We start from the raw sequence: 23,602 nt of genomic DNA on the forward strand, positions 1-23,602 counted from the left end.
GCGGTGCTACTCGAGGGCCGACTGCACGTCGGCGTCGGCGGCTGCCAGCAGCTCGGCGGGGTCGCCGCCCGCGAGGGCCTTCTGGGTGGCCGTGTCGATCGCGGTCAGCACGTCGGCGCTGTTCACGACTCCCGGCAGGAGGGGGAGCGTCGTCCCGGGGAGCCCGGTGAGCGTCGCCACGGTCGGGTTCTCGTCGACGTCGTCGGCGGAGATGTCGGTGCGCAGAGGGGGCCAGCCGGAGCCGAGCGCCCAGGTCGTGGCGACGGACTTCTCGGTGAAGTAGGCGAGGAACTGCTCCGCAGCCGCCTGGTGCGCCTCGTCGGTCTGGGCCGTGATGCCGAGCGAGATCCCGATCGCCGAGGCGGCCTGGGCCTCCGGACCGGCGGGGATCGCCGCGATGCCGTAGTCGATCCCTGCGCCCTCGGCGACGGCGGCCATCCACGGCCCGCCGATCTCCATGGCGGCCTTGCCCGCCGTGAAGAGCTTGTCGGCGGCGATGCCGTCGACGCCGGTGGGCGAGATCCGGTCCTCCTGCACCGCCTTCGTCCAGTACTCGAGCGTCTCCCGGTTCTCGGCCGAGTCGATCGTCGACGCCGTGCCGTCCTCGTTCGTGATCGAGCCGCCGTTGCCGGCGAAGAGGCTCGGCCAGATGCCGTTGCCGACCGTCTGGTGGTCGGGCAGCACGAGGCCGTACTGCTCGGGGGTGCCGTCGCCGTCGGCGTCCTTCGTGAGCGCCTTGGCGTCGGCGACCCACTCGTCCCAGGTCGTCGGGAACTCGGTGATGCCCGCCTCGGCGAAGAGGGTCTTGTTGTAGACGACGGACAGCGGGACGAACCCGCTCGGGACGCCGTACTGCCGCCCGCCGACGGTCTCCATGGCGACGGCCTGCTCCTTGAGCGCGTCGGTGCCGTTCGACCCGTCCGCGTAGAAGTCGCCGAGGTCGACGAGCGCCTTCTTCTCGGCGTAGACCGGCAGGCGGTCCGCCGTCATGGCGAGGAGGTCGGGGCCCTCCCCCGCCGACAGCGCGGGCAGGACGGTGTCGTCGATGACCGCCCAGGTCTTCGTCTGGGTCGTGATCGTGACGTCGTCCTGGGAGTCGTTGAAGTCCTGGACGATCCCGTCGAGGACCTCGCCGTCGGCCTCGGTGTACCCGTGCCAGAACGTCAGGTCGACGTGGCCGCCCTCGGGAGGGCCTGCCTGACCGGACTGGCCGGAGCATCCGGCGAGGGAGATCGTCGCTGCTGCTGCCAGCGCGACGACTGCGATGTGCTTCTTCATCGAACACCTGCCATCCGTTCCGCACGTCGATGTGGGGAACCTCGTCTGCACCAGATTTACACCGGTGTAAATCGGGACGCTAGCCGGGGCACGGTCGCTTGTCAAGCAACCGGTGGAGCCGCTACGTGCGCGGTGCTCCCGACGACGCCCGGACGACGAGCCTGTGCGGGGAGAGCACGACGCCGGGCCCCGAGGGCGCCTCCCCCTCGAGCTGTGCCACGACCTTCTCCACGGCCGTCGTCGCCAGTCGGTCCAGGTCGGCGGAGACCGTGGTGAGGGCCGGGGTCGCGAAGGCCGCCTCCTCGATGTCGTCGAAGCCGACCACGGCGACGTCGTCGGGCACCGACCGGCCGGCGAGCTGCACAGCGCTCATGACCCCCAGGGCGAGCGCGTCGTTGCAGCAGACGATGCCGTCCACCACCGCGCCGGACGCCAGGAGGTGCCGCGCGGCGGCAGCGCCGTCGGCCCGGTGCCACAGCGCGGTCGGGACGATCCACTCGGGCCGACCGTCCACGCCCGCCGCCCGCAGGGCGTCCTGGTACCCGCGGAGCCGTTCCTCCGCCGCCCTCGTGGGCCCCGCCGGGCGAGCGCCCACGAACGCGATGGCGGTGCGGCCGGCGTCCAGGAGGTGCGCCGTGGCCTCCTGGAGGGCAGCCGCGTTGGACGTCGTGATGAACGTCGCCGCGCTCTCCTCGACCGGCTCGCCCAGCACGACGAGCGGGAAGTTCACCTCGAGGGCTGCCGCGTCGGTCGGGCGGACCGACAACGGGCTGTAGATGACGCCGTCGATCGAGTGCTCGCGCATCCTGCCGATCGCGTCGGCCTCGCGGACGCCGCTCGCGGTCTGCTCGACGAGCACCGTGTAGCCGAGGGACCCGGCCGCGCGGATCACCGCGTCGGCGAGCTCGGCGAAGTACGCCTGGCGCAACTCCGGCACGGCCAGGCCGAGGACCTTCGACCGACCGGACCGGAAGGTCCTCGCCGAGACGTTGATCTCGTACCCGAGCTCGTCCACGGCGGCGATGACGCGCGACCGCATCCGGTCCGACACGTGCTCGTACCCCGACAGCACGTTCGAGACGGTCTTCTTCGACACGCCCGCCAGGGCAGCGACGTCGCTCATCGTCGGGGTCGACCGGGGCGCGTCAGCCATGCCCGTCCCCCGCGGCTCGGGCGCGCTCCCGGCGGACCACCCGGGGGCCCCTCCGCCCGTGGGCGCGCGGTCGGCTGGACGTGGTCACTGCGCGAGTCTCGCACAGGGGCGGCCGGGCGGCCGGGCGCGCAGCGCTCCTCGCTGCCGCCGCACCGGCACCGGGAGGCCGGCCCGGCCCGGTGCCGGACAGGGGTCGGGAGGATGACCCGGGATCGTCCTCCGGGAGCCCCCGGGCATCCTCACGGACGACTCGGCCGCCGCGCGGCCCTCCCTAGCGTGAGGTCCATGGTGAACGCATGAGGACGGCAGCGGCAGAGCTGTTCGTCGACCACGAGGCCATCGCCTCCAACACGCGGTGGTTCGTGGACCACGTCGAGGGCGACGTCATGGCCGTGGTGAAGGACGACGCGTTCGGACACGGCGACGTGCTCCGCACGGTCCTCGACGCGGGTGCCTCCTGGCTCGGCCTCGCGACCCTGCCCGAGGCGCTGGCCGTGCGCGAGGCGACGGCTGCCACCGGCACGCCGGTCCTGTGCTGGGTGACCACGCCCGACGACGACGTCGACGCGGCCGTGCGGTCCGACATCGACCTCGCCGTCTCCGACGAGCGGCAGCTGCACGCCATCGCCGCCGCGGGCCGCCGCGCCGGGGTCGCGGCGCGCGTGCACCTCTTCATCGACGTCGGCATGAGCCGCGACGGCGCGGACGCCTCGCACTGGGCACCCCTCTGCGAGATGGCGCGGCACCACGAGCGTGCCGGGGCCGTCGACGTCGTCGGCGTGATGGGCCACTTCTCGTCGGCGGACGAGCCCGGCGCCGAGCGCACCGCCGTCGAGGAGCTGCGCTACCGCAACGCCCTGCGCGCGGCTCGGCGTCGCGGCCTGCGCCCGACGGCGCTCCACCTGTCCGCCACGGCGGGCACGGTCACGGGTGCCAGCGCCGGCACGGGCTGCTCGCTGGCGCGCATCGGGGCGGGCCTCTTCGGCATCGACCCGAGCGGCACGACCGACGAGCTCCGCCCCGCGATGACCCTGACGACGACCGTCGCCTTCACCCGGTCCGTCGGCGCCGGCACGGGCGTCGGGTACGGCCACGACCACGTCACCGACCGGGCGACGACGCTCGCGACGCTGCCCCTCGGCTACGCCGACGGCCTCCCCCGCACCGCGGGCGGTCGCGCCGAGGTCCAGATCCGCGGCCGGCGGCACCCCGTGGTGGGCCGGTTCTCGATGGACATGGTCGTCGTCGACGTCGGCCGCGAGGGCATCGCCCCCGGCGAACCGGTCACCGTCTTCGGCCCGGGCGACTCGGGCGAGCCGACCGTCGCCGAGTGGGCGGCCTGGGCCGCGACGATCCCGCACGACATCGTCACGAGCGTCGGCTCCCGCGTCTCCCGCGTGGCGCGGATCCCGGTGCCGGTCGAGGCGGCCGAGCCCACCGCCTCCTGCGCCTCCGCCCCGACGCCCGCGCCCCGTCGCGTCCTCGCCTGACGCCCCCTCACCACGACGCCCCTGATCCGGCGCCGCTCCCCCGACGATCGAGGAGATCGACATGCCCCTCCCCACCACCGCCCTCGTGCCGGACGCCACGCCGGCCGCCACCTCGGCCCCGCGCCGCGTCGTCGTCGTCGGCGGCGGGCAGGCCTCCGAGCACGCCGTCTCGCTGGCCTCGGCCGCCGCGGTCGCGACCGCGCTCCGCAGTCGGGGCCACGCCGTCGACGAGCTGACGGTGCTCGAGGACGGGACCTGGGCCACGCAGGAGGGTCGGGTCGACCCCGCCACGGCGGTCGCCCTCCTGACCGCGGCCGACGTCGCCTTCCCGGTGCTCCACGGCGAGAACGGGGAGGACGGGACGGTCGCGGGGTTCCTCCGCCTGCTCGGGGTGCCGTTCGTCGGCTCGCCCGTCGGGGCGGGGGCCGTGGCGATGGACAAGCGGGTCATGAAGCTGCTCGCCCAGGATCTCGGCATCGCCGTCGCCCGGGGCAGGACCGTCGGCAGCGTGGCCGGGGCACGGGCCCTGGAGGGCCTCGACCTGCCCGTCGTCGTCAAGCCCGTCGCGGGTGGCTCCAGCCACGGCGTCACCGTCGTGCACGACGCCGACGCCCTGATCCCGGCGGTGCGCGCGGCGTTCGCCGTCGGGGACCAGGTGCTCGTCGAGGACTTCGTCGTCGGCCGCGAGATCGACGTCGCCGTGCACCGCGACGCCTCCGGTCGGCTGGTCGTCGGCGACGCCCTCGAGATCGTCGTCGCGCCGGGCGAGGTGTTCGACTCCGAGACGAAGTACGACGGCTCGGCCCGGTTCGTCGTGCCGGCGCCGCTCACGCCCGACCTGCGCGACGACCTGGTGCGGACGGCCTCCGCCCTCTACGAGGAGCTGCGCTGCGCGGGCGTGGCCCGCTTCGACTTCTTCGCCTCGGCCCGGGGGCTCGTGCTCAACGAGGTGAACACGTCGCCCGGCCTCAGCGAGCGGTCGCAGGTGCCGCTCATGTTCGCGGCACGGGGCACGTCGTACGCGGAGCTCGTGGACCTCCTGGTCCAGACGGCCGTGCAGACCGCCCGGGCCGACGCGCCCACCGCTGCCCAGACCGACGCCCCCGCCGCTGCCCGGACCGCCCGGTAGGCCCACGGCGGCGGGCGGATGCCCGCTCATCCGCCCGGCGGGGCTGACCCCTTCGTTCTACGCCGGAAGGACGAGGACGCCGGCCGCCCGCGCCGCGATACTGGAATTCCGGTGCCGCGTGGTGCCCGGCGAGGAGAGGCGTGGACGGCGTGAGTGCGGTGCGAGTGGTGCTGGTCGACGACGAGTGCCTGCTGCGGTCCGGCCTCGCCCTGATCCTCGATGCCGCCCCCGACGTCGAGGTGGTCGCCTCGGTCGACGGCGGCGAGGCCGTGGCCGCGGTGCGCGAGCACGACCCCGACCTGGTTCTGCTCGACGTCCGCATGCCGCCGCCCGACGGGTTCGAGGTCCTGTCGCTGCTGCAGGCCGAGCCCGAGCCCCCGCAGGTCGCGATGCTGACGACGTTCCACGACGCGGACCAGGTCGACGCCGCCCTGCGCGCCGGGGCGAGCGGGTTCCTGCTCAAGGACACCGAGCCGGAGCAGCTCGTCGCGCACGTGCGCTCGCTCGCCGCCGGTGCCCGGGTGCTGGCCCGCGGTGTCGACACGGGCGAGCTGCGGCGCCCCGAGGTGTCGCGGTCGGACGCCGCCGTGCTCGCGAGCCTCAGCCGTCGCGACCTGTGCATCGCGTCGGCCGTGGCCGCCGGGTGGTCGAACGCCGAGATCGTCGAGCGGTGCGGGCTGCCCCTCGGCACCGTGAAGGACGTCGTCCGCAGGCTCCTCGCCTCGCTCGGCGTCTCGACGAGGGTCGAGGCCGCCGTCATCGTCGACCGCGCCGGCGTCCGGCAGGGAGCGTGACCCGGGCCGAGGCCGTCGCCGCGGTGCGTCGGGGCGTCCGGCGAGCGCAGGAGGCGTGGCCCGCGTGGGCGACGGACGTGACCCTGGTGGTCGTGGCCGGGGTGAGCCTCCTGCCGTTCGTCACGTGGGCGCCGTGGTGGGACGAGGTGCTCATGGTCGCCGCCGCGGCGAGCCTGGCCCTGCGGCGCCGCTGGCCCTGGGTCGTCGTCGTGGTCACCGCGGCGGCCCTCCTCTGGGCGGACGTGGCGATCCCCCTCATGATCGCGCTGGTCGCCCTCGGTGCCCGCGAGCGTCGCCAGGGGGTGCTGCTGGGCCTGGCAGTCGTGCTCGTCCTGGGGTACCTCGTCGACGTCTCCGCCTTCGTCGAACCGAGCTGGCTGCCCAGCGCCGTGCTCTACGCCGGCATCTACCTGGCGGCGCCGCTGCTGGTCGGGGTGCTGCTGCGGACCCGTCGCGACCTGCGCGACCAGATCGACGAGATGACGCGCCTGCGCGACCAGGACCGCCGACGGGCCGGGGAGATCGCCCTCGCGCAGGAGCGCGCCGTCCTGGCGCGCGAGATGCACGACGTGGTCTCGCACCAGGTGACCCTCATCGCCGTGCAGGCCGGTGCCCTGCAGCTCAGCACCGCGGACCCCACCGCGCGCGAGGTCGCCGGGACGGTGCGCCGCCTGGCCGCGGTGACCATGGACGAGCTGCGCAGCATGGTCGAGGTCCTCCGCACCGCCGGCGGCGGCAGCCGGGCCCTCGCCCCGCAACCGGTGCTCGCCGACGTGCCCGCCCTCGTCGCCGACTCGGGCATCACCGTGCACGGCACCGTCGACCTGCCCGACGACCTGCCCCCGGTGGCGCAGCGCGCCGTGTACCGGTTCGTGCAGGAGGGCCTGACCAACGCCGGCAAGCACGCCCCCGGCAGCGACGTGGTCCTGACCACCACCATCGAACCAGGGTCGTGGTCGATCGCCCTGGTCTCGGGCCCCGCGCGCAGCGCCCCCCTGGCCCTGCCGAGCGCCCACCACGGCCTCGTCGGGCTCCGCGAGCGCGCCGAGCTGCTCGGCGGGACCGTCACCGCGGTGCTACGGGAGGACGGGACGCACCGGCTGGTGATGACCGTGCCGGGGTGAGGGAGGTGGGTCTGGTCGGCCTGGGCGCTGATGCGGCGGTGCGCGGCTCGACGGGCGCGTTCCAGCGGGCCTCCATGTAGCATTTCGGGAGGCGCTCGGGGCCAGAGGAGTGGGCACTCGCGGCGCCGACGTACGGCCGACCGCGAGCGGAGGAGATGTGGCACAAGGCCGGAACAGAGCCGTCGCCGCGGGCGTCTTGGTGATGCCCCTGCTGATGTCGGCCTGCTCGAGCCCAGGGCCCCTGCCCGCCGGGCCTGCCGGACCTGCCGGGCCCCAGTACGAGGTCCTCGTCACCGTCCAGCAGGACGGCACTCCCCTCGCCGGATGTTCGGTGGGCTTCACGGGCAGCCCTGCTGACGGCAGCGGGCTCACGGAGCCGGGGTTCATCACCGGCGGGGACGGCCGTGTCGGACGGGCTCTCCGCGCGGGGTCGTACACGGTGTCGGCGTTGTGCGACTCCGTGCCCGGGGGTGCGGGTGAGCAGGCCTTCGAGGTCGTGGACGAGGACGTCGAGGTCGTCGTCGATCTGGTGATCCCGTCCGCGTAGACGGTGACGGCCGACGAGCGGCGACCGCCGACCCCGCAACTATCGAGACGACTCGTGGAGCACGTCGGCGCGCTCGCGCGGCCTGTAGTGCCGGGCGAAGTCGCGTTCGTTCGGTACCCAGACGTCCCTCCACAGGGCCTCGTGGCGTCGGCCGAGGTCCTCGTCACGCGCCAGGCCGCGCTGAGCGGCCGTCTCGAGGTCGACGTCGTACCAGACCGTGACGTCGAGAGCCGCCATGGCGTCGGGGTGGAAGAGTCCGATCAGGTCGACGACGAGGATCTCTGCCCGTGGGAGCGGCTCCGGTGCACCGAGGGCCCTGGCTGACCAGTCGTAGCGCTGGAACTCACCCGGTCGTCCGCCGCGGAACGGTGCCAGGACGGTCGAGACCAGACGCAGCCGATCGACGCCGTCCCAGTCCGTGGATCGACGGTGGGAGCGTGCCGGATCGAGGAAGTCGTCTCCGCGAAGCCTGGCGGCGCCGGGCAGAGCCGCGACGAGACTGCGTGCGAGCGTCGATTTCCCGGACCCGCAGTAGCCCGAGATGCCGACGACGATCGGATGGTCGACGGCACTGGCTCGCAGGGAGATGCGGTCGCGGAGCCCACCTTGGTCCATGCCCGCACCTTAGCTCGGGCCCCCGCGAGCTGACGCGGGTGGTCGAGGCACGCTACGTTTCCGCGAGATCGACGTCCTCGAGGACGATCACGGATACGGGGGTAGACGGGTGGACGAGATGACGAGACGACGGCTGCACCGTGTCGTCGCGGTGGCGACCCTGGTGCTCGTGGTGACGGGGTGCACGTCAGGTGCCGGCGGAGGAGGCTCCGTGTCCGGACAAGATGCGCAGGATGCGGCGGGCCTGACCCGGGCACAGGTCGCGGAGTCGTCGCTGGAGGACGAGTTCGGGTCGGCGAGCGAGCGGTACGGCACGATGCAGTCCGTGCTGCGGGAGGCGCAGGTCCAGGTCTCCGACGGGACGTGGCTCTGGAACGGCGGCGACGTGCTGCCCGTGCCGGCAGGAGCTGACGCTTTCGGAGATCCCCTGCCGGGCGCCGACACCGACAACTCGTACTACTTCCGGGCCGGGCGCATCATCCGGCGAAAAGGGGCCTCGGGCGACCGAGCTGACCTCGGCCCGATGGAGGAGTACTTCGACGACAAGGGGTGGAGATCCAGCAGCACCGAGATCGGTCGGAACCTCGAGGTCCGGGCCGACAGCGGCGACGGGTGGTGGCTGACCTGGACGGTGCGGCCCAACGGGCAGTACTCCCTCTCCGTGTACAGCGAGCCCTTCTGGACCAACGACTCCGACGCCTTGTTCTCCGCCATCGCTCGCCGCGACCCGGCGGACTTCCCTGAGGAGTCGGTTCCGGGGGTGTTCGCGCCGTTCCCGGAGTGGGGGGACCCGGTGGTGCGGTGACGACTGCCGGCGACGCCGGATGCCGGCCGACCGCCGACCGCCGACCGCCCGATCGCCCGATCGCCGTGGGCGTCGCCGGTGGACAGCGCCGTCCGCTTCAGCCCGAGCGGTGCCCCGTCGTCGAGGACACCCTCCACCGGCAGCTCGCCGACGCCGGCACCGGCGCCGCGGAGGCTCGAGTCGACGAACACGTCGCACCGCTCGAGGCACCGGAGCGGACGCGTGGTCGTGCCGCGTCCGCGACCCGGCTGCGTCCGTCAGCTCCGAGGGCGCGGTGTCAGCCGCTCCAGCTGCGTGACGTGCTGCGGCCCGAGCTCCTCGAGCGAGTGCGCTCCGAGCAGCTTCATGGTCCGCACGACCTGGTCCGAGAGGATCTGGATCGTCCGGTCGACGCCCTGCCGCCCTCCGGCCATGAGGCCGTACAGGTACGCCCGCCCGATCAGCGTCGTCTTGGCCCCCAGCGCGACGGAGGCGACGATGTCAGCGCCGTTCATGATGCCGGTGTCGACGAGGACGTCCGTGTCCGCGCCCACCTCACGCACCACCTCCGGCAGCAGGTGGAACGGGATCGGCGCCCGGTCCAACTGCCGCCCACCGTGGTTCGACAGCACGATCCCGTCGACTCCGGCATCGACGAACTTCCTCGCGTCGTCGACGCTCTGCACGCCCTTCACCGCCAGCTTCCCCGGCCACATCTCGCGGATGGTCCGCAGGTCGTCGAAGTCGATCGTGGGGTCCATGGCCAGGTCCAGCAGATCCCCCACGGTCCCGCCCGTCGCGCTCAGCGACGCGAACTCCAGCTTCTTCGTGGTGAGGAAGTCGTACCACCACCACGGCCGAGGCAACGCGTCGAGCACCGTCCCCAGCGTCAGCTGCGGCGGGATCGAGAACCCGTTCCTCTTGTCCCGGAGGCGCGCCCCCGCCACCGGGGTGTCCACCGTGAAGAAGAGGGTCTCGTACCCGGCCGCGGCGGCACGCTCCACGAGGCCGTAGGAGATGTCGCGCTGTCGCATGACGTAGAGCTGGAACCAGTTGCGCCCGGACGGGTTCGTCGCCTTCACGTCCTCGATCGACGTCGTCCCGAGCGTCGACAGCGTGAACGGGATGCCCGCCGCCGCCGCCGCAGAAGCGCCCGCCGTCTCCCCCTCGGTCTGCATGAGGCGGGTGAACCCGGTCGGCGCGATCGCGAACGGCATCGTCGACGGCGACCCGAACACGGTCGCCGTCGTGTCCACGTCGGCCACGTCCCTCAGCACCTCGGGGTGGAACTCCACGTCCTCGAACGCCTGTCGCGCCCGCGCGATCGAGATCTCCGCCTCCGCGCTGCCGTCCGTGTAGTCGAACGCGGCCTTCGGCGTGCGGCGCTTCGCGATGGTCCGCAGGTCCTCGATCGTGAGTGCCGCCTCGAGGCGGCGCTTGCGCCCGTCGAGCTCGGGCTTCTTGAAGCTCAGGTACTCGAGCAGTTCGACGGGCTTGGGGAACTGACGCTGGACCACGGTCTCAGCCTTTCTGCGAGGCGGCGGCCGCGGCGGTCCGCGGCTCGTACCGCACGGGTGTGAAGGTGCGGCGCACGAGCGCACGCAGGGATTCCAGGCTGCCGGTGACGAGACCGTGCGCGCGCGCCTGCACGAGGACGTTGCCGATCGCCGTGGCCTCGACCGGTCCGGCGAGCACCGGCAGCCCGGTACGGTCGGCGGTGAGCTGGCAGAGCAGCGCGTTCTGCGACCCACCCCCGACGACGTGCAGCGCCCGCACCGTGCGACCGCTGAGCCGCACCGCGTCCTGCACCGTCACCGCGTACGCCTGCGCCAGCGACTCCAGGATCGCCCGCACGACCTCGGCCCGCGAGCGCGGCTCCTGCAGGCCCCGTTCGCGGTACCACGACGCGATGCGGGCCGGCATGTCCCCGGGCGTCACGAAGCGCTGGTCAGCCGGGTCGAAAGGCGCGACGGGCCGCGACACCGCGGCGGCCTGCGCCAGCAGTGCGGGCAGGTCGACGGCCCGCCCGCCGTCCTCCCTCTCCCACGTGCGCACCGACTCGGACAGCAGCCACAGGCCCGAGACGTTCTTGAGGAACCTCACCCGGCCGTCCACCCCGCCCTCGTTCGTGAAGTTCGCGACCCGCGCCTCCTGCGTCACCACCGGCCGATCGATCTCGACGCCGACGAGGGACCACGTGCCGCTCGAGATGTAGGCGACGTCGTCGTCGGCGGCGGGGACCGCGACGACGGCCGAGGCCGTGTCGTGCGACCCGACGGTCGTGACCACGAGACGGGACGGGGCACCGAGCTGACGGGCGACGGCCGGCGTGAGGCCGCCGGTCACCTGCCCGGGCTCGACGAGAGGCGCGAAGAGGGACGACGGCACACCGGTCCGCGCGAAGAGCTCGGCGTCCCAGCGGCGCGTGCGCGGGTCCAGCAACCCCGTGGTGGAGGCGTTGGTCACCTCGGTGGCTTGCTCGCCGGTCAGCCAGTACGCGATCAGGTCGGGCACCATCAGGGCACGGTCCGCCCGGTCGAGGACCCCGCTCGCCCGGTCCACCGCGAGCTGGAAGAGGGTGGTGAAGGGCAGGTGCTGCAGCCCAGTCCTCTCGTAGAGCGACGCGGCGTCGACGACTGCGTGCACCGCCGCGACGCCGGCCGCCGTCCGTTTGTCACGGTAGTGGTACGGCATCTGCGTCACCCGTCCGCCGGCGAGCAGCGCGTAGTCGACGGCCCAGGAGTCGATGCCGACGCTGACGAGATCGGGCTCGTCCCGCAGGGCCGCGGCCAGGCCCGCCGTGAGCGACCGGTGCAGCCCGAGCACGTCCCAGTGCAGCCCCTCGCCCAGGTTCGAGCCCACGCCCTCCGTCACGGCCACCGGTTCGTTCGCGAACCGCGCGACGGCCCGCACGTGCAGTTCGTCCGGCGCGACGTGCCCGAGCACGACGCGACCGCTCGTGGCGCCGAGGTCGACGGCGGCGACGGCCCTCATCGCAGGAACGCCGCGGCGACCCCCGCGTCCACGGGCACGTGCAGGCCGGTGGTGTGCGAGAAGTCAGGGGTGCAGAGGGCGAAGACGGCGGCGGCCACGTTCTCGGGGACGACCTCGCGCTTCAGGATCGTGCGCTGGGCGTAGAACGCGCCGAGGTCCTGCTCGTCGATGCCGTACGTCGCGGCCCGGTTGGCACCCCAGCCCGAGGCGAAGATGCCCGAGCCGCGCACGACGCCGTCCGGGTTGATCCCGTTGACCTTGATCCCGTGCTCGCCGAGCTCGGCCGCGAGCAGCCGCACCTGGTGCGCCTGGTCGGCCTTGGTGGCCGAGTACGCGATGTTGTTGGGCCCCGCGAACACCGAGTTCTTCGACGAGATGTAGACGATGTCGCCGCCGAGCCGCTGATCGACGAGCACCCGCGCCGCCGCCCTCGACACGAGGAACGACCCCTTCGCCATGACGGCGTGCTGCAGGTCCCAGTCGGCGACGGTGGTGTCGAAGAGGGACTTCGACAGCGAGAGGCCGGCGTTGTTGACGACGAGGTCGAGCCCGCCGAAGGCGAGGACGGTCGCGTCGACCGCGGCCTGCACCGCGGCCTCGTCCGACACGTCGACCGCGACGCCGACAGCGACGTCCGACGACCCCAGCTCGGCCGCGGCCGCCTGCGCCTTCGCGAGGTCGAGGTCGGCCACGACGACGCAGGCCCCCTCGGCGGCGAGCCGGGTCGCGATGGCCTTGCCGATGCCGGAGGCGGCACCCGTCACGAGAGCGATGCGACCGGCGAGAGGGGCGGACCTGGGCATCCGCCGCAGCTTCGCCTCCTCGAGCGCCCAGTACTCGATGCGGAACTTCTCGGCCTCGTCGATGGGCGAGTACGTGGAGATCGCCTCGGCGCCGCGCATGACGTTGATCGCGTTGACGTAGAACTCGCCCGCGACGCGAGCGGTCTGAGCGTCCTTGCCGTACGAGAACATGCCGACGCCGGGCACGAGGACGATGAGCGGGTCGGCGCCGCGGATCGCGGGGCTCTCGGGCCCCGCGTGGGCGTCGTAGTAGGCCTGGTAGTCGGCCCGGTACGCCTCGTGCAGGGCGGGGAGGCGCTCGAGGACCTCGTCGACCGTCGCGGTCGCCGGCAGGTCGACGAGCATCGGCTTCACCTTGGTGCGCAAGAAGTGGTCGGGGCACGAGGTCCCCAGCGCCGCCAGGCGCGGGTGCTCGGTGCTCGCGAGGAAGTCGAGCACCACGTCCGCGTCGGTGAAGTGCCCCACCTGCGGCGCGTCGTGCGAGGCGACGGCGCGCAGGTGCGGGGCGAGCGCGGCGGCCTTGGCCCGACGCTCGGCCTCGGGCAGCGCACCGTACCCGTCGAGGGCGGGACCGAAGGGCTCCGGCCTGCCGTGCTCGACGATGTACGCCGCGGCCGTCTCGATGATCCGACGCGACGCCGCCTCGGCCTCGTCGCTCGTGTCGCCCCAGGCCGTGATCCCGTGCCCGCCGAGGACCGCCCCGACCAGGCCGGGACGCGCCTCCTTCGCCGCCGCGATGTCGAGCCCGAGCTGGAAGCCGGGGCGACGCCACGGGATCCACGCGACGGTGCCGCCGAACGCCGCTTCGGTGAGCCGCTCGCCGTCGGCGGCGGTCGCGAACGCGATGCCGGAGTCGGGGTGCAGGTGGTCGACGTGCGCCGCGTCGACGAGGCCGTGCATGGCCGTGTCGATCGACGGTGCCGCACCGCCCTTGCCGAAGAGCGTGTGGTCGAACGCGGCGACCATCTCGTCCTCGCGCTCCACGCCCGGGTAGACGTCGGCGAGCGCCCGCAGCCGGTCCAGGCGCAGGACGGCCAGGCCCGCCTCGGTGAGGGTGCCGAGATCGCCGCCCGAGCCCTTCACCCAGAGCAGCTCGACGGGCTCACCCGTCACGGGGTCGACGGCGGTGCCCTTCGCCGAGGTGTTGCCCCCGGCGTAGTTCGTGTTCGCCGGGTCGGCGCCCAGGCGGTTGCTGCGCGCGACGAGGTCTGCGGGGGTCGAGGGGCTGGGGTCGGTGCTGGGGCTGGTCATGGCTCGTTCTCTCCGGGGCGTGAGGTCAGGGGGCTCGGGACTCGGCTCAGGTCCAGCTGAGCTGCGTGCCGCCGACGCGCTCGGCGGCGAGCATCTCGGGGACCCCGCTGGCGAGGTAGGCCGCCATGGGGTCGCGCGGCAGGCCGCGGCCCTCGCGCCAGTCGGCGAGGGCCGGGCGGACGTCGGTGTAGAAGGCGTCCATGAGCACGCCGTGGGCTCCGAGGACGTCGTGCTCGGCCCGGGCGGCGGCGAGGGCGGGACGGTCGACGAGCAGGGCGCGCGCCGTCATCTCCTGCACGTTCAGCACGCTGCGGATCTGGCCGGGGACCTTGTCCTCGACGTTGTGGCACTGGTCGAGCATGAACTGCACGGGCGAGCCCTCGTCGAGGCCGCCGCCGTCGACGACCTCGACCAGGATGCGGAACAGCTGGAACGGGTCGGCGGCACCGACGATGAGGTCGTCGTCGGCGTAGAAGCGCGAGTTGAAGTCGAACGAGCCCAGCTTGCCGAGGCGCAGCAGCTGCATGACGATGAACTCGATGTTGGTGCCGGGCGCGTGGTGCCCGGTGTCGAGGCAGGTCAGGGCGCGGTCGCCGAGGGCGCTCACCTGCGCGTAGCTGGTCCCCCAGTCGGGCACGTCGGTGTGGTAGAACGCCGGCTCGAAGAACTTGTACTCGAGCACCAGGCGCTGCGCGTCGCCGAGCTCTGCGTAGATCTCGGCGAGCGACTCGGCCAGGTGGTCCTGCCGCTCGCGCATCGAGTCCTGGCCGGGGTAGTTCGTGCCGTCGGCGAGCCAGATCTTCAGGTCGCGCGAGCCCGTCTCGTGCATGATCTCGAGGCACCGCCGGTGGTGGTCGATCGCCTTGCGGCGGACGGCCGCGTCGCTGTGGGCGAGGCTGCCGAACTTGTAGGCGTCGTCCTGGAACGTGTTCGAGTTCACCGTGCCGAGCGAGACGCCCAGGCCCTCGGCGTACGAGCGGAGGGCGGCGAAGTCGTCGACCTCGTCCCACGGGATGTGCAGCGCGACGCTGGGGGCCAGGCCGGTGTGCTCGTGCACGCGGGCGGCGTCGGCGATCTTCTCCTCGGGCGTGCGGGGCGTGCCCGGCGTGCCGAAGACCTTGAAGCGGGTGCCCGAGTTGCCGAAGGCCCAGCTGGGCAGCTCGATGGCCTGCCGCTCGAGCGTCGGTGCGATGTCGGCGAAAGTGGTCATGGGGGTCCTCTGTTCCTGTCGTGCGCCGCGGGCGTGGGCGGCGAGGGGTCAGTTCGTGGGTGCCAGATCGGCTGCGAGCGGAGCGACGAAGTCGTGCGTGCCGTGCCCGACCTCCGTCACGGTCCCGTCGGGCAGGTCGACCGTGCCCCTGGTCCCCACCGGGAGGACGACCGTGAGGTGCAGGTCCCCGTCCTGGACGCTCCACGACGACGACACCTCGCCGTAGGGCGAGAGGTGTCGACCCGCGGCGTACGTGAGGCCCCCGCCCGGCCTCGGCGCGAAGCGCACGCGTCGCCATCCCGGGTCCACGGGGGCGAGTCCGGCCACGGTGCCGTGCAGCCAGTCGGCGACCGCACCCAGCGCGTAGTGGTTGAAGCTCGTCATCTCTCCCGGGTTGACGGTCCCGTCGGGCAGCATGCTGTCCCAGCGCTCCCAGATCGTCGTGCCGCCCATGTCCACCGTGTAGAGCCACGAGGGGCAGGAGCGCTCGAGCACCAGGTCGTAGGCGCGGTCGACGTGCCCGGTGGCGGTGAGGGCGGGAGCGACGACGGGGGTGCCCGCGAAGCCGGTGGCGATGCGGTTGCCCGCCTCCTCGACGAGCTCGCTGAGCCGGTCCCCGGCCGCGACGGCGGCCTCGTCCCGCACGAGGCCGAACGCGATCGCGAGGCCGTAGGCGGTCTGGGCATCGCTCGTCGTGTGCCCGAGACCATCGGTGTACCTGCCCAGGAACGCGGTGCGCACCTCCTCGGCGACGCGCCGGTAGCGCTCCGCGTCGCCCTCGAGCCCGAGCACGTCGGCCATGAGCGCCAGGTGCTCCGTGGACCGGAACAGGTACGCGGTCGCGACGAGGTAGCGGTCGGTGCTCGCATCGGCGGGGTCGTGGGGCGGTGCCGCCGGGTCGAGCCAGTCACCGAGCTGGAAACCTCGGTCCCAGAGGCGGGACGGCCCTGCCCGGTCGACGATGAGGTCGACCCAGGCCTTCGCCGACGGCCACTGTCGGCGGAGCACCTCGGCATCGGCGAAGCGTTCGTAGAGGACCCACGGGGTGAGGACGGCGGCGTCGCCCCAGACGGCCCCGGGTTCGATCGGCTCCCAGGAGGGCCCGCCCGGGATGCGCGGCACGAACCACGGGACGGTGCCGTCGGGCAGCTGGTCGACCGAGAGGTCCTGGAGCCAGGACGAGAGCATGCCGGAGCAGTCGTAGAGGTACGACGCCGTGGGGGCGAAGACCTGGATGTCGCCGGTCCAGCCGAGGCGCTCGTCGCGCTGGGGGCAGTCCGTGGGGATGTCGACGAAGTTGCCGCGGGTGCTCCAGAGGACGTTGTCGTGGAGGCGCTCGAGGTCGGGATCCGAGGCCTCGAACCATCCCGTGCGCTCCATGTCGGTGTGCAGCACCCGGGCCGTGACGGCCGACGGGTCGAAGTCGCCGGGCCAGCCCGAGACCTCGGCGTAGCGGAAGCCGTGGATCGTGAAACGGGGCTCCCAGGTCACCGCGCCCGCGCCCGCGAGGGTGACGACGTCCTCGGCGGCGGCGAGGCGCAGGGTGCGGCGGTAGAGCGCACCGTCTTGCACGACCTCGGCGTGCCGCAGCGTCACCTCGTGCCCTGCGGGTCCGTCGACCGTGACGCGGAGGCGTCCCACGAGGTTCTGCCCGAAGTCGAGGACGACGGACCCGGAGGCGGTGGTCCAGTGGTCGCGGACGCTCAGCTCCCGCGTGCAGCGGACGGGCGGTTGCTCGGGGGCGACGAGCGTCGCGGGGTCGCGGTCGTGGACCGCGACGGGTGTCCATCCCTCGGCCGTGCCCCCGGGCGTCGACCACGCGGCGTCGTCGAGCCTGAGGTCGTGGCGCTCCCCGTCGTAGAGCCCGCTGAACGTGATCGGGCTGGGTCGCGCCTCCCAGGTCTCGTCGGTGGCGAGGACGACGCGGCTGCCGTCGGCGAGGTGCACCTCGAGCTGGGCCAGGTACGAGAGATCGGTGCCGTAGAGGTCGTGGTAGCCACCGTTGAAGCCGAGGCGCCCGCGGTACCAGCCGTCGCCGAGCCAGGCACCGACGACGTTCTCACCGACGACCAGCGCGTCGGTGACGTCGTAGGTGCGGTACCGCAGACGCGAGTCGTACGAGGTCCAGCCCGGAGCGAGCACGTCGTCGTCGATGCGTCGACCGTTGATCTCGGTCTCGTGCACCCCGTGCGCCGTCGCGTAGAGCCGCGCGCGGACGATCGGGGCCTCGAGGGTGAGGGCCCGACGCACCTGGGACGGGCGTCGATCGGTGCCCGCCTGCTCCTCCCAGCTCCCGCCGACGGGTCGTGCGACCCACTCCGCGGGGTCGAGCAGGCCGGCCTCGAGGACGAGGGGCGCGCTCCACGGCGAGGCCGTCCCGTCCGCGCCGGAGACGCGGACCCGGACCCGCGCCTCCTGACGCGAGGTCAGTGGGGGGAAGGGCCACGCGACGAGGACCTGGTCGTCGCCGTCGAGGACCGCCGACAGCGTGTCGTCCTCGACGACCGCTTCGACCTCGGCGCTGACCTGCGTCCAGCCGGTCCCGGCCGTGGTCTGCCAGGTGAGGCGGGGAGCGGCGGTGCCGATCCCGAGGGGCTCCCGGTCGTGCTCGACGCGGAGCTGCGTGACGGTGGTGCTCATGGTCATCCCTTGACCGCCCCGGCGGTCAGTCCCTTCTGGACTTGCTTGTTGAGGACGAGGTAGATCGCGAGGATCACCACGACGTTGAGGCAGATGGCGGCGAAGAGGGGCCCGTACTGGACGGAGCCGAACTGCCCGGTGAAGTTGAGGAGCCCGACCTGCAGGGTGCGGAGCGAGCCCGAGTTCGTGAAGGTCAGGGCGATGAGCAGGTCGTTCCAGAGCATGAAGAACTGCACGAGCCCGACCGTGAAGAGCGCGTTGCGCACCATGGGCAGGCCGACGAGGAAGAACGCCCGGACGATGCCGGCACCGTCCAGGGTCGCGGCCTCGAAGATCTCGCGGGGCACGGCCCGGAAGAAGGTCGCCATGAGGAACACGGCCAGGGGCAGGCTCGTCGCGGTGTACGTGATGACCAGGGGCCACAGCGTGCCGGTCAGCCCGAGCCTGAAGTAGGCCGCGAAGAGCGGCAGCAGGATCATCTGCGTGGGCACCATGATGCCGGCGAGGAAGGTGATGAGGACGGCGCCCCGTCCCTTCCAGACGAGGACCTCGAGGGCGAAGCCGGCCATGGACCCGAACAGGAGCACGAGGAACAGGGCCGGGAACACCGTCAGGACGGAGTTGAGGGCGTACTGGCCGAAGTTGCCCTGGGTCCAGGCGAAGGCGTAGTTGTCGAGGTCCCACTGCTGCGGCAGGGCCCACACGGGTCGTTCGAGGAACTCGGCCTGCGTCTTGAACGATCCGAGGAGCATCCAGACGAGCGGGCCCACGACGATGACGAGCAGGAGCGCGACGAGGACGCCGCTGGCGACCTGGCCGACGAGGCGGCGTGGGCTGCGACGTCGTCCTGGGCGACGGCTCGGTGACGTCGCGGGCGTCGTGGGGAGCACGGTGTCGACGGAGGTCATCGCCTAGCCCTTCGTGAGGTCGCGACGGTTGGCGCGGAAGATGAACACCGTGACGAGCAGGGACACGATGGTGAGCAGGAACGCGATGGTGCTGCCGTAGCCGTACTGCCCGAAGCGAAAGGACGTGTCGAACATGTAGATGGTGAGCGGGCTCGTCGAGGTGCCGGGACCACCGTTGGTGAGGGCGAGGATGCTGTCGAAGACCTTGAGCGTGCCGTTGATCGAGAAGATGAGCGACGAGACGAGCACGGGGAGGGACAGCGGCAGGACGATGCGGCGGACGAGTCCGAAGCCCGAGGCGCCGTCGATGCGGGCGGACTCGAAGACCTCCTCGGGGATGTCGAGGAGCCCGGCGTAGAGGAGCACGCCGTAGAAGCCCATGCTGCGCCAGACGTCCATGAGGATGATGACGAGGAACGCGGAGCCGCCGTCGCCGAACCAGTCGACGGACGAGAGCCCGATCGCGTCGAGGGCCGTGTTGACGAGGCCGTTCTGCGGAGCGATGGCGAACATCTGCTGGAACAGCAACGCGACGGCGACCGTCGGCAGCACGACCGGGAAGAAGATGAGCGTGCGCACGGCGCTCGACCACTTCTTGAGGACGAACACGTAGAGCAGGGCGAGCAGGTACCCGAACCCGACCTGCAGGATCGTCATCAGCACCGCGTAGCGGATGGTGAGCAGGAGGGCGTCACCGACGCGGCTGTCCTGCAGGAGGCGCTGGTAGTTCTCGATGCCGCTGAAGCTGAAGCCGGTGATGGCGTTGCCGGTGGTGAAGGTGTAGGCGAAGGACGCGATGATCGGGACGAGCATCACGACCGAGTAGATCAGCAGCGCGGGCCCGATGAGGATCAGGGTGGCGCGGCGATCACCGAGGAGGGGGTTCATCGGGGGCCTTCGATCGGGGGTGGGCTGGGCTGACGGTGCCACGGGAAGGGGTGGGGCTGCGAGCGACCCCACCCCTCGTGCGGCTACGAGGCCAGGTCGCCCTGGACGAGGGCCATGAACTCCTCGGCCGAGATGGCGCCGGTCACGAGCTGCGCGGCGTTCTGCTGCGAGGTCGTCGTGGCCTGGGTGCTGAAGTAGGCCTCGAACCACGGGATGGTGGTGTCGGTGCTGGCGATGCGGTCGCGGACCTCGGTGGTCAGGGCAGTGCTCGTCGCATCGCCGGCGGTGAAGCCGGAGATGCGGCTGCTGTCCTGGAGCGCGACCTCGCCGTAGTTCTCGGCGATGCACTTCACCCACGCCTTGCTGTCGTCGTTGAGGGCGTTCGCGTTGATGGTGAACGGCAGACCGACGTTCGCCACGAGCTGGCTGCTGTCGCCCTCGCCGCCCTCGACGTCGGGGAAGGGCAGGTAGCCGATGGCGTCCTCGCCGATCTGGTTCGCCGTGTCATCGGCGAAGTTGCTGAGGACCCAGCTGCCCATGTACAGCATGGGCGAGCTGCCGTTGAGGAACTGGTTGATCGAGGTGTCGTAATCGATGGAACCCACGCCCTGGCCGAAGTAGCCGGCGGCTCCGAGATCGGCGATCTGCTGTGCCGCAGCCACGTACTCGGGGTCGGTCAGCTCCGCGTCACCGTCGGCGACGGCCTGCAGCGCCTCAGGGCCGAGCTCACGCTCGATGAGGTTGCCGACCAGGCGCGTCAGGGGCCAGCCCTGCTCGCCGCTGGCGGCGAAGGGCACGAGGCCGGCGTCCTGGAAGGTGGCGGCCGCGGCGACGACGTCGTCCCAGGTCTCGGGGACGTCGACGCCGTTCTGCTCGAAGAGGTCCTCGTTGTACCAGATGCCCTCGATGTTGTACTCGGTGGGCAGGACGAGGAACTCACCGTCGTAGAGGGACTCGACCGTGGAGCGGGCGGCGGGCTCGATCGAGTCGGATACGCCGAGCTCGTCGAAGAGCTCGTCGAAGTGCGCGACGAAGCCGGCGTCGTCGAGCTGCTGCACGAGCTCGTTCGTGTCGACGGCGTACATGACGGGGAGGCCCCCCTGGCCCGCGAGGAGCTGGACCTGCTGGTTGAGGTTCGTCTGCGGGACGGTCTCGACCTTGAGGGGCATGGCGTCGTTCTCGGTCGCGCAGGCGCCGTCCGCCAGGGTCTGGAGGGTCGCGGGGACGACCTCGTTCTCGACGTTGCCGAGGACGGTGAACTCGGTGGTGCCACCGCCGGTGCCGCCACCACCACCGGAACAGGCTGTGAGGGCCGCGATGGTGAGGCCGACGACGGTCATGGTTGCGGCGCGGCGAGCTGTGCGGTGCATCATTCCTCCTTGAATGGGGCGCCTCAAGTATTTTGAAGCGCTTCATAATGGGCACGCCCGCCAGCGGTTGTCAAGATCGTGCCTCTCCGGCACGCGGGATAGGCTCGCCCCACCATGACCGACGCCCTGCACCCTGCTCGTCGCCGTGCGCCCGTCATGGCGGACGTGGCGCGCCTCGCCGGCGTGTCGCTCGGCACGGTGTCGAACGTCCTCAACACGCCGTCGCTCGTGAAGGCCGCGACCCGCGCCCGGGTCGAGGACGCCATCGAGAGCCTGGGGTTCGTGCCCAACGGGTCCGCCAGGACGCTCGCCGCCGGACGCGGGACCCTCGTCGGGTTCGTCGCGGTCGACCTCGGCAACTCGTACTTCATGGACATCGCCCGCGGAGTCGAAGAAGAAGCCGACCGCGGCGGGTACTCGGTCCTCCTGGGCAACTCGGACGTGGACCTCCGCAAGCAGACGATGTACCTCGACCTGTTCGAGCAGGCGAGCGCCGCCGGGATCGTCCTCGCCCCCTTCGACGGCCCCCTCGACGAGGCCCGCCGCCTGCGTCGCCGGGGCACGCGAGTGGTCCTGGTGAACTGGCAGGGCGACGACCAGGAGAGCTGCGGGGTCATGGTCGACGAGGTGCTCGGCGGACGGACCGCAGCGCAACACCTGCTCGACCAGGGCCGTAGACGCCTCGCCTTCATCGGCGGGCCGCTCGAACTCACGGCCGTGAGGCACCGCTTCGAAGGCGCCTCGCAGGTCGCGCGGGAGGCGGACGTGCCCATGGAGCTCGTGCCCACGCACGCGCTCACCGTCGCAGCAGGGCTCGCGGTCGGTCAGGACCTCGTCGACCGCTCACCCGACGAGCGCCCGGACGGCATCGTGGCATCCGCCGACGCCCTCGCGGCGGGCATCGTGCAGTCACTGCTGATGGGCGGGGTGTCGCTCCCGCGCGAGATCAGCATCACGGGCTACGACGACAACCACTTCGCCGAGAGCACCGCCCTGCCCCTCACCACCATCGGTCAGCCGGGGGCAGAGATGGGTCGGCACGCCATGCGCCTGCTGCGCGACGAACTCGACCGCCCCGAAGAGCACGTGCACGAGACGGTCGTCCTGGCGCCTCGACTGATCGTACGGTCGAGCACCCTGGCCGGCACCATTGGGTGAAGCGGTTCAAGGTGGACCTCCGCGACGCGCTCGGCCACGTGCAGGAGGCGATGTCGACCATCGACCTCGAGGTCGTCGCCAGGAACCGGGGCGGGACGAAGGGCATGCACGGGTTCATCGCCGAGGTCGCGGAGGTGGGCATCGGCAATGCGCGCAGTCGCATCCTGGGCGAGGGCATTGTCTACCAGTGGGTGAACGACAACGGACCCGTGGACCTCGCGCGCGGTGGCGTGCAGATCCAGCAGAAGTTCGTGGCGGCGGGTGGCCGCCTCGGTCTCGGTGCGATCGCCGAGCACCTCGAGAGGTACCCCGACTTCGTGAGGAACGGCGGGAGGTACCAGATCCCCGGCGACCACTTCGAGGCGATCAGGAGGCTGCAGGCGATGCCCCGAGAGGAGGCGGGCCGCGTGCTGTCCCGCGCTGGCGACGGACCGTCGTTCAGGGACTGGGAGCGAGTGCAGTCCTTCTTCGAGAAGGGCGGGGTGGGGGTCGAGTCGCTCGAGCCGTCCCACCTCGAGTACGGCGAGGTGCAGCGAGGCGCCTACGGCGCGACGATGGAGGCCGAGCAGGAGTCGCTGCGTGCGACGGACCGGTCGCTGCGGGAGGACGCCTACCGCACAAGCCGACCGACCGTGCGCTAGGGTGCCCGGGCGACGCTCGTCGCCGCTGCCGTGGAGGGCGGGACGACTTTCGTCCTGGCGGTCGTCGCGAAGCGCCGGGAGGGCACGGCGCTCAAGGACTTCACGAGACAGGACTGGATCGAGATCGCGGGCGATGCGGGCTTCGGGGTGGCGAAGGGCGGCGTCCGGGGTCTCAGCATCTATTCGTTGACGAACTTCACGATGACGTCTGCGTCCTTGGCGAGCTCGATCGCGCGCGACGTGGCGTCGTCGGAGGCGATCCTCGTGCGCGTGCAAGTATGCGGAGGCGCACGGGTACCCCGGAAGCGGTAGGACCGTCCGATCACTCGTCCAAGGGTAGAGAAGACGCCGTCCGCCCCAGACCAGGCGTCCGTCCACCAGGTCCAAAGGGCCGAGGATGGGACGCAAAAGCTCTGGTTTAACGTCGGACGGTCCTCCGATGATGAACACGTCGTCCGCCCCCGTAGCGAGGCCGCCACGCACCTGCACACCGACCTGCTCGAGCAGAGGCAAGAGGCGGGCAACGCGACGCGCAGCCTCACGGCGAGCAGGCGGCAGCAGCGTCCATCCGGCTGACCCGAATTCAGCGCGGGGACTCGTCCACACGTGGAACGCGTTTGTTTTCCGTTCTCCACCGCGGACGATTACGCCCCCGACCGCGTCGGCGCTCGAAGCGTCGAGATCCTTTACGAGCCTGCCGACCGTGACGTCCGACCGACCGCCGCCACGCCGCACGACCGTGATCGCCGGATAAGCGCCGACCGTGCGCTCAAATGCGTCGGTCTCCCTCAAATCGAGCACCAATTCCAGAGCGAACGAGGAGCC

The 23,602-nt window shown here is 72.1% G+C and carries 20 protein-coding genes; 9 read left to right on the forward strand and 11 right to left on the reverse strand.

The window, feature by feature from the left end; genetic code table 11:
- Positions 1-6: 6 nt before the first annotated feature.
- Positions 7-1,278, reverse strand: coding sequence for an ABC transporter substrate-binding protein (locus ACYVHQ_RS13940; protein WP_460514070.1), 1,272 nt, complete (start codon positions 1,276-1,278; stop codon positions 7-9).
- A 121-nt stretch (positions 1,279-1,399) separates the two neighbouring features.
- Entirely contained in the window at positions 1,400-2,431 is a 1,032-nt protein-coding gene (locus ACYVHQ_RS13945; protein WP_460514072.1) for a LacI family DNA-binding transcriptional regulator, read from the reverse strand.
- A gap of 296 nt (positions 2,432-2,727) precedes the next feature.
- Here ACYVHQ_RS13945 and alr point away from each other — a divergent pair, with 296 nt between their 5' ends.
- From alr to ACYVHQ_RS13970, 5 genes are all read left to right on the forward strand, one after another.
- Positions 2,728-3,921: an alanine racemase gene (alr, locus tag ACYVHQ_RS13950; protein ID WP_460514074.1), complete on the forward strand. Its 1,194-nt coding sequence runs from the start codon at positions 2,728-2,730 to the stop codon at positions 3,919-3,921.
- A 61-nt stretch (positions 3,922-3,982) separates the two neighbouring features.
- Positions 3,983-5,050: a D-alanine--D-alanine ligase family protein gene (locus ACYVHQ_RS13955; protein ID WP_460514076.1), complete on the forward strand. Its 1,068-nt coding sequence runs from the start codon at positions 3,983-3,985 to the stop codon at positions 5,048-5,050.
- Between the two features lie 140 nt (positions 5,051-5,190).
- Positions 5,191-5,844 (forward strand): response regulator, encoded by a 654-nt coding sequence (locus tag ACYVHQ_RS13960; protein WP_460514078.1) that lies wholly within the window; start codon positions 5,191-5,193, stop codon positions 5,842-5,844.
- Complete coding sequence (locus ACYVHQ_RS13965) at positions 5,841-6,968, forward strand: sensor histidine kinase (protein ID WP_460514080.1); 1,128 nt, start codon at positions 5,841-5,843, stop codon at positions 6,966-6,968. Before ACYVHQ_RS13960 ends, ACYVHQ_RS13965 begins: the two co-directional genes overlap by 4 nt.
- Positions 6,969-7,170: 202 nt before the next feature.
- Complete coding sequence (locus tag ACYVHQ_RS13970) at positions 7,171-7,515, forward strand: Ig-like domain-containing protein (RefSeq protein ID WP_460514082.1); 345 nt, start codon at positions 7,171-7,173, stop codon at positions 7,513-7,515.
- Positions 7,516-7,554: 39 nt separating this feature from the next.
- On the opposite strand, the gene ACYVHQ_RS13975 is transcribed toward ACYVHQ_RS13970, so the two are convergent.
- A complete protein-coding gene (locus ACYVHQ_RS13975) occupies positions 7,555-8,130 on the reverse strand; it encodes a uridine kinase family protein (RefSeq protein WP_460514084.1) in 576 nt (191 codons plus the stop codon).
- Between the two features lie 211 nt (positions 8,131-8,341).
- Here ACYVHQ_RS13975 and ACYVHQ_RS13980 point away from each other — a divergent pair, with 211 nt between their 5' ends.
- A complete protein-coding gene (locus ACYVHQ_RS13980) occupies positions 8,342-8,935 on the forward strand; it encodes a hypothetical protein (protein ID WP_460514086.1) in 594 nt (197 codons plus the stop codon).
- A 257-nt stretch (positions 8,936-9,192) separates the two neighbouring features.
- Here ACYVHQ_RS13980 and ACYVHQ_RS13985 read toward each other — a convergent pair whose 3' ends face one another.
- The 8 genes from ACYVHQ_RS13985 to ACYVHQ_RS14020 form a co-directional block, all read right to left on the reverse strand.
- Positions 9,193-10,431, reverse strand: coding sequence for an alpha-hydroxy acid oxidase (locus ACYVHQ_RS13985; RefSeq protein WP_460514088.1), 1,239 nt, complete (start codon positions 10,429-10,431; stop codon positions 9,193-9,195).
- Positions 10,432-10,435: 4 nt separating this feature from the next.
- Entirely contained in the window at positions 10,436-11,908 is a 1,473-nt protein-coding gene (locus tag ACYVHQ_RS13990) for a rhamnulokinase (RefSeq protein ID WP_460514090.1), read from the reverse strand.
- Positions 11,905-13,962: a bifunctional aldolase/short-chain dehydrogenase gene (locus tag ACYVHQ_RS13995; RefSeq protein ID WP_460514092.1), complete on the reverse strand. Its 2,058-nt coding sequence runs from the start codon at positions 13,960-13,962 to the stop codon at positions 11,905-11,907. The genes ACYVHQ_RS13990 and ACYVHQ_RS13995 overlap by 4 nt, the downstream gene beginning before the upstream one ends.
- 46 nt (positions 13,963-14,008) lie before the next feature.
- Complete coding sequence (gene rhaI / locus ACYVHQ_RS14000; RefSeq protein ID WP_460514094.1) at positions 14,009-15,172, reverse strand: L-rhamnose isomerase; 1,164 nt, start codon at positions 15,170-15,172, stop codon at positions 14,009-14,011.
- Positions 15,173-15,220: 48 nt separating this feature from the next.
- Positions 15,221-17,812 carry a family 78 glycoside hydrolase catalytic domain gene (locus ACYVHQ_RS14005; RefSeq protein WP_460514096.1) on the reverse strand — a complete coding sequence of 864 codons (2,592 nt, stop codon included), beginning with the start codon at positions 17,810-17,812 and terminating at the stop codon, positions 15,221-15,223.
- 2 nt (positions 17,813-17,814) lie between these two features.
- On the reverse strand, positions 17,815-18,720 hold the full coding sequence (locus ACYVHQ_RS14010; protein WP_460514099.1) for a carbohydrate ABC transporter permease: 906 nt from the start codon (positions 18,718-18,720) through the stop codon (positions 17,815-17,817).
- A gap of 3 nt (positions 18,721-18,723) precedes the next feature.
- Entirely contained in the window at positions 18,724-19,608 is an 885-nt protein-coding gene (locus ACYVHQ_RS14015; protein ID WP_460514100.1) for a carbohydrate ABC transporter permease, read from the reverse strand.
- A gap of 83 nt (positions 19,609-19,691) precedes the next feature.
- Positions 19,692-20,978: an ABC transporter substrate-binding protein gene (locus tag ACYVHQ_RS14020; RefSeq protein WP_460514102.1), complete on the reverse strand. Its 1,287-nt coding sequence runs from the start codon at positions 20,976-20,978 to the stop codon at positions 19,692-19,694.
- 114 nt (positions 20,979-21,092) lie between these two features.
- On the opposite strand from ACYVHQ_RS14020, the gene ACYVHQ_RS14025 reads away from it, so the two are divergent.
- Genes ACYVHQ_RS14025 through ACYVHQ_RS14035 form a run of 3 tightly spaced genes read left to right on the forward strand, consistent with a single transcriptional unit; the run spans position 21,093 to position 23,089 of the window.
- Entirely contained in the window at positions 21,093-22,136 is a 1,044-nt protein-coding gene (locus ACYVHQ_RS14025; RefSeq protein WP_460514104.1) for a LacI family DNA-binding transcriptional regulator, read from the forward strand.
- A complete protein-coding gene (locus tag ACYVHQ_RS14030) occupies positions 22,133-22,777 on the forward strand; it encodes a hypothetical protein (RefSeq protein WP_460514106.1) in 645 nt (214 codons plus the stop codon). Before ACYVHQ_RS14025 ends, ACYVHQ_RS14030 begins: the two co-directional genes overlap by 4 nt.
- 30 nt (positions 22,778-22,807) lie before the next feature.
- Positions 22,808-23,089 (forward strand): hypothetical protein, encoded by a 282-nt coding sequence (locus tag ACYVHQ_RS14035; protein WP_460514108.1) that lies wholly within the window; start codon positions 22,808-22,810, stop codon positions 23,087-23,089.
- Positions 23,090-23,602 lie beyond the last annotated feature (513 nt).

This window comes from Frigoribacterium salinisoli (assembly GCF_054781095.1).

What these genes read in the sequence shown, in the direction of transcription:
- ACYVHQ_RS13940 (WP_460514070.1), bottom strand. Translation starts at nt 1,278, where the DNA reads ATGAAGAAGCACATCGCAGTCGTCGCGCTGGCAGCAGCAGCGACGATC.
- ACYVHQ_RS13945 (WP_460514072.1), bottom strand. Translation starts at nt 2,431, where the DNA reads ATGGCTGACGCGCCCCGGTCGACCCCGACGATGAGCGACGTCGCTGCC.
- alr (WP_460514074.1), top strand. Translation starts at nt 2,728, where the DNA reads ATGAGGACGGCAGCGGCAGAGCTGTTCGTCGACCACGAGGCCATCGCC.
- ACYVHQ_RS13955 (WP_460514076.1), top strand. Translation starts at nt 3,983, where the DNA reads ATGCCCCTCCCCACCACCGCCCTCGTGCCGGACGCCACGCCGGCCGCC.
- ACYVHQ_RS13970 (WP_460514082.1), top strand. Translation starts at nt 7,171, where the DNA reads ATGCCCCTGCTGATGTCGGCCTGCTCGAGCCCAGGGCCCCTGCCCGCC.
- ACYVHQ_RS13975 (WP_460514084.1), bottom strand. Translation starts at nt 8,130, where the DNA reads ATGGACCAAGGTGGGCTCCGCGACCGCATCTCCCTGCGAGCCAGTGCC.
- ACYVHQ_RS13990 (WP_460514090.1), bottom strand. Translation starts at nt 11,908, where the DNA reads ATGAGGGCCGTCGCCGCCGTCGACCTCGGCGCCACGAGCGGTCGCGTC.
- ACYVHQ_RS13995 (WP_460514092.1), bottom strand. Translation starts at nt 13,962, where the DNA reads ATGACCAGCCCCAGCACCGACCCCAGCCCCTCGACCCCCGCAGACCTC.
- rhaI (WP_460514094.1), bottom strand. Translation starts at nt 15,172, where the DNA reads ATGACCACTTTCGCCGACATCGCACCGACGCTCGAGCGGCAGGCCATC.
- ACYVHQ_RS14005 (WP_460514096.1), bottom strand. Translation starts at nt 17,812, where the DNA reads ATGAGCACCACCGTCACGCAGCTCCGCGTCGAGCACGACCGGGAGCCC.
- ACYVHQ_RS14010 (WP_460514099.1), bottom strand. Translation starts at nt 18,720, where the DNA reads ATGACCTCCGTCGACACCGTGCTCCCCACGACGCCCGCGACGTCACCG.
- ACYVHQ_RS14015 (WP_460514100.1), bottom strand. Translation starts at nt 19,608, where the DNA reads ATGAACCCCCTCCTCGGTGATCGCCGCGCCACCCTGATCCTCATCGGG.
- ACYVHQ_RS14020 (WP_460514102.1), bottom strand. Translation starts at nt 20,978, where the DNA reads ATGCACCGCACAGCTCGCCGCGCCGCAACCATGACCGTCGTCGGCCTC.
- ACYVHQ_RS14025 (WP_460514104.1), top strand. Translation starts at nt 21,093, where the DNA reads ATGACCGACGCCCTGCACCCTGCTCGTCGCCGTGCGCCCGTCATGGCG.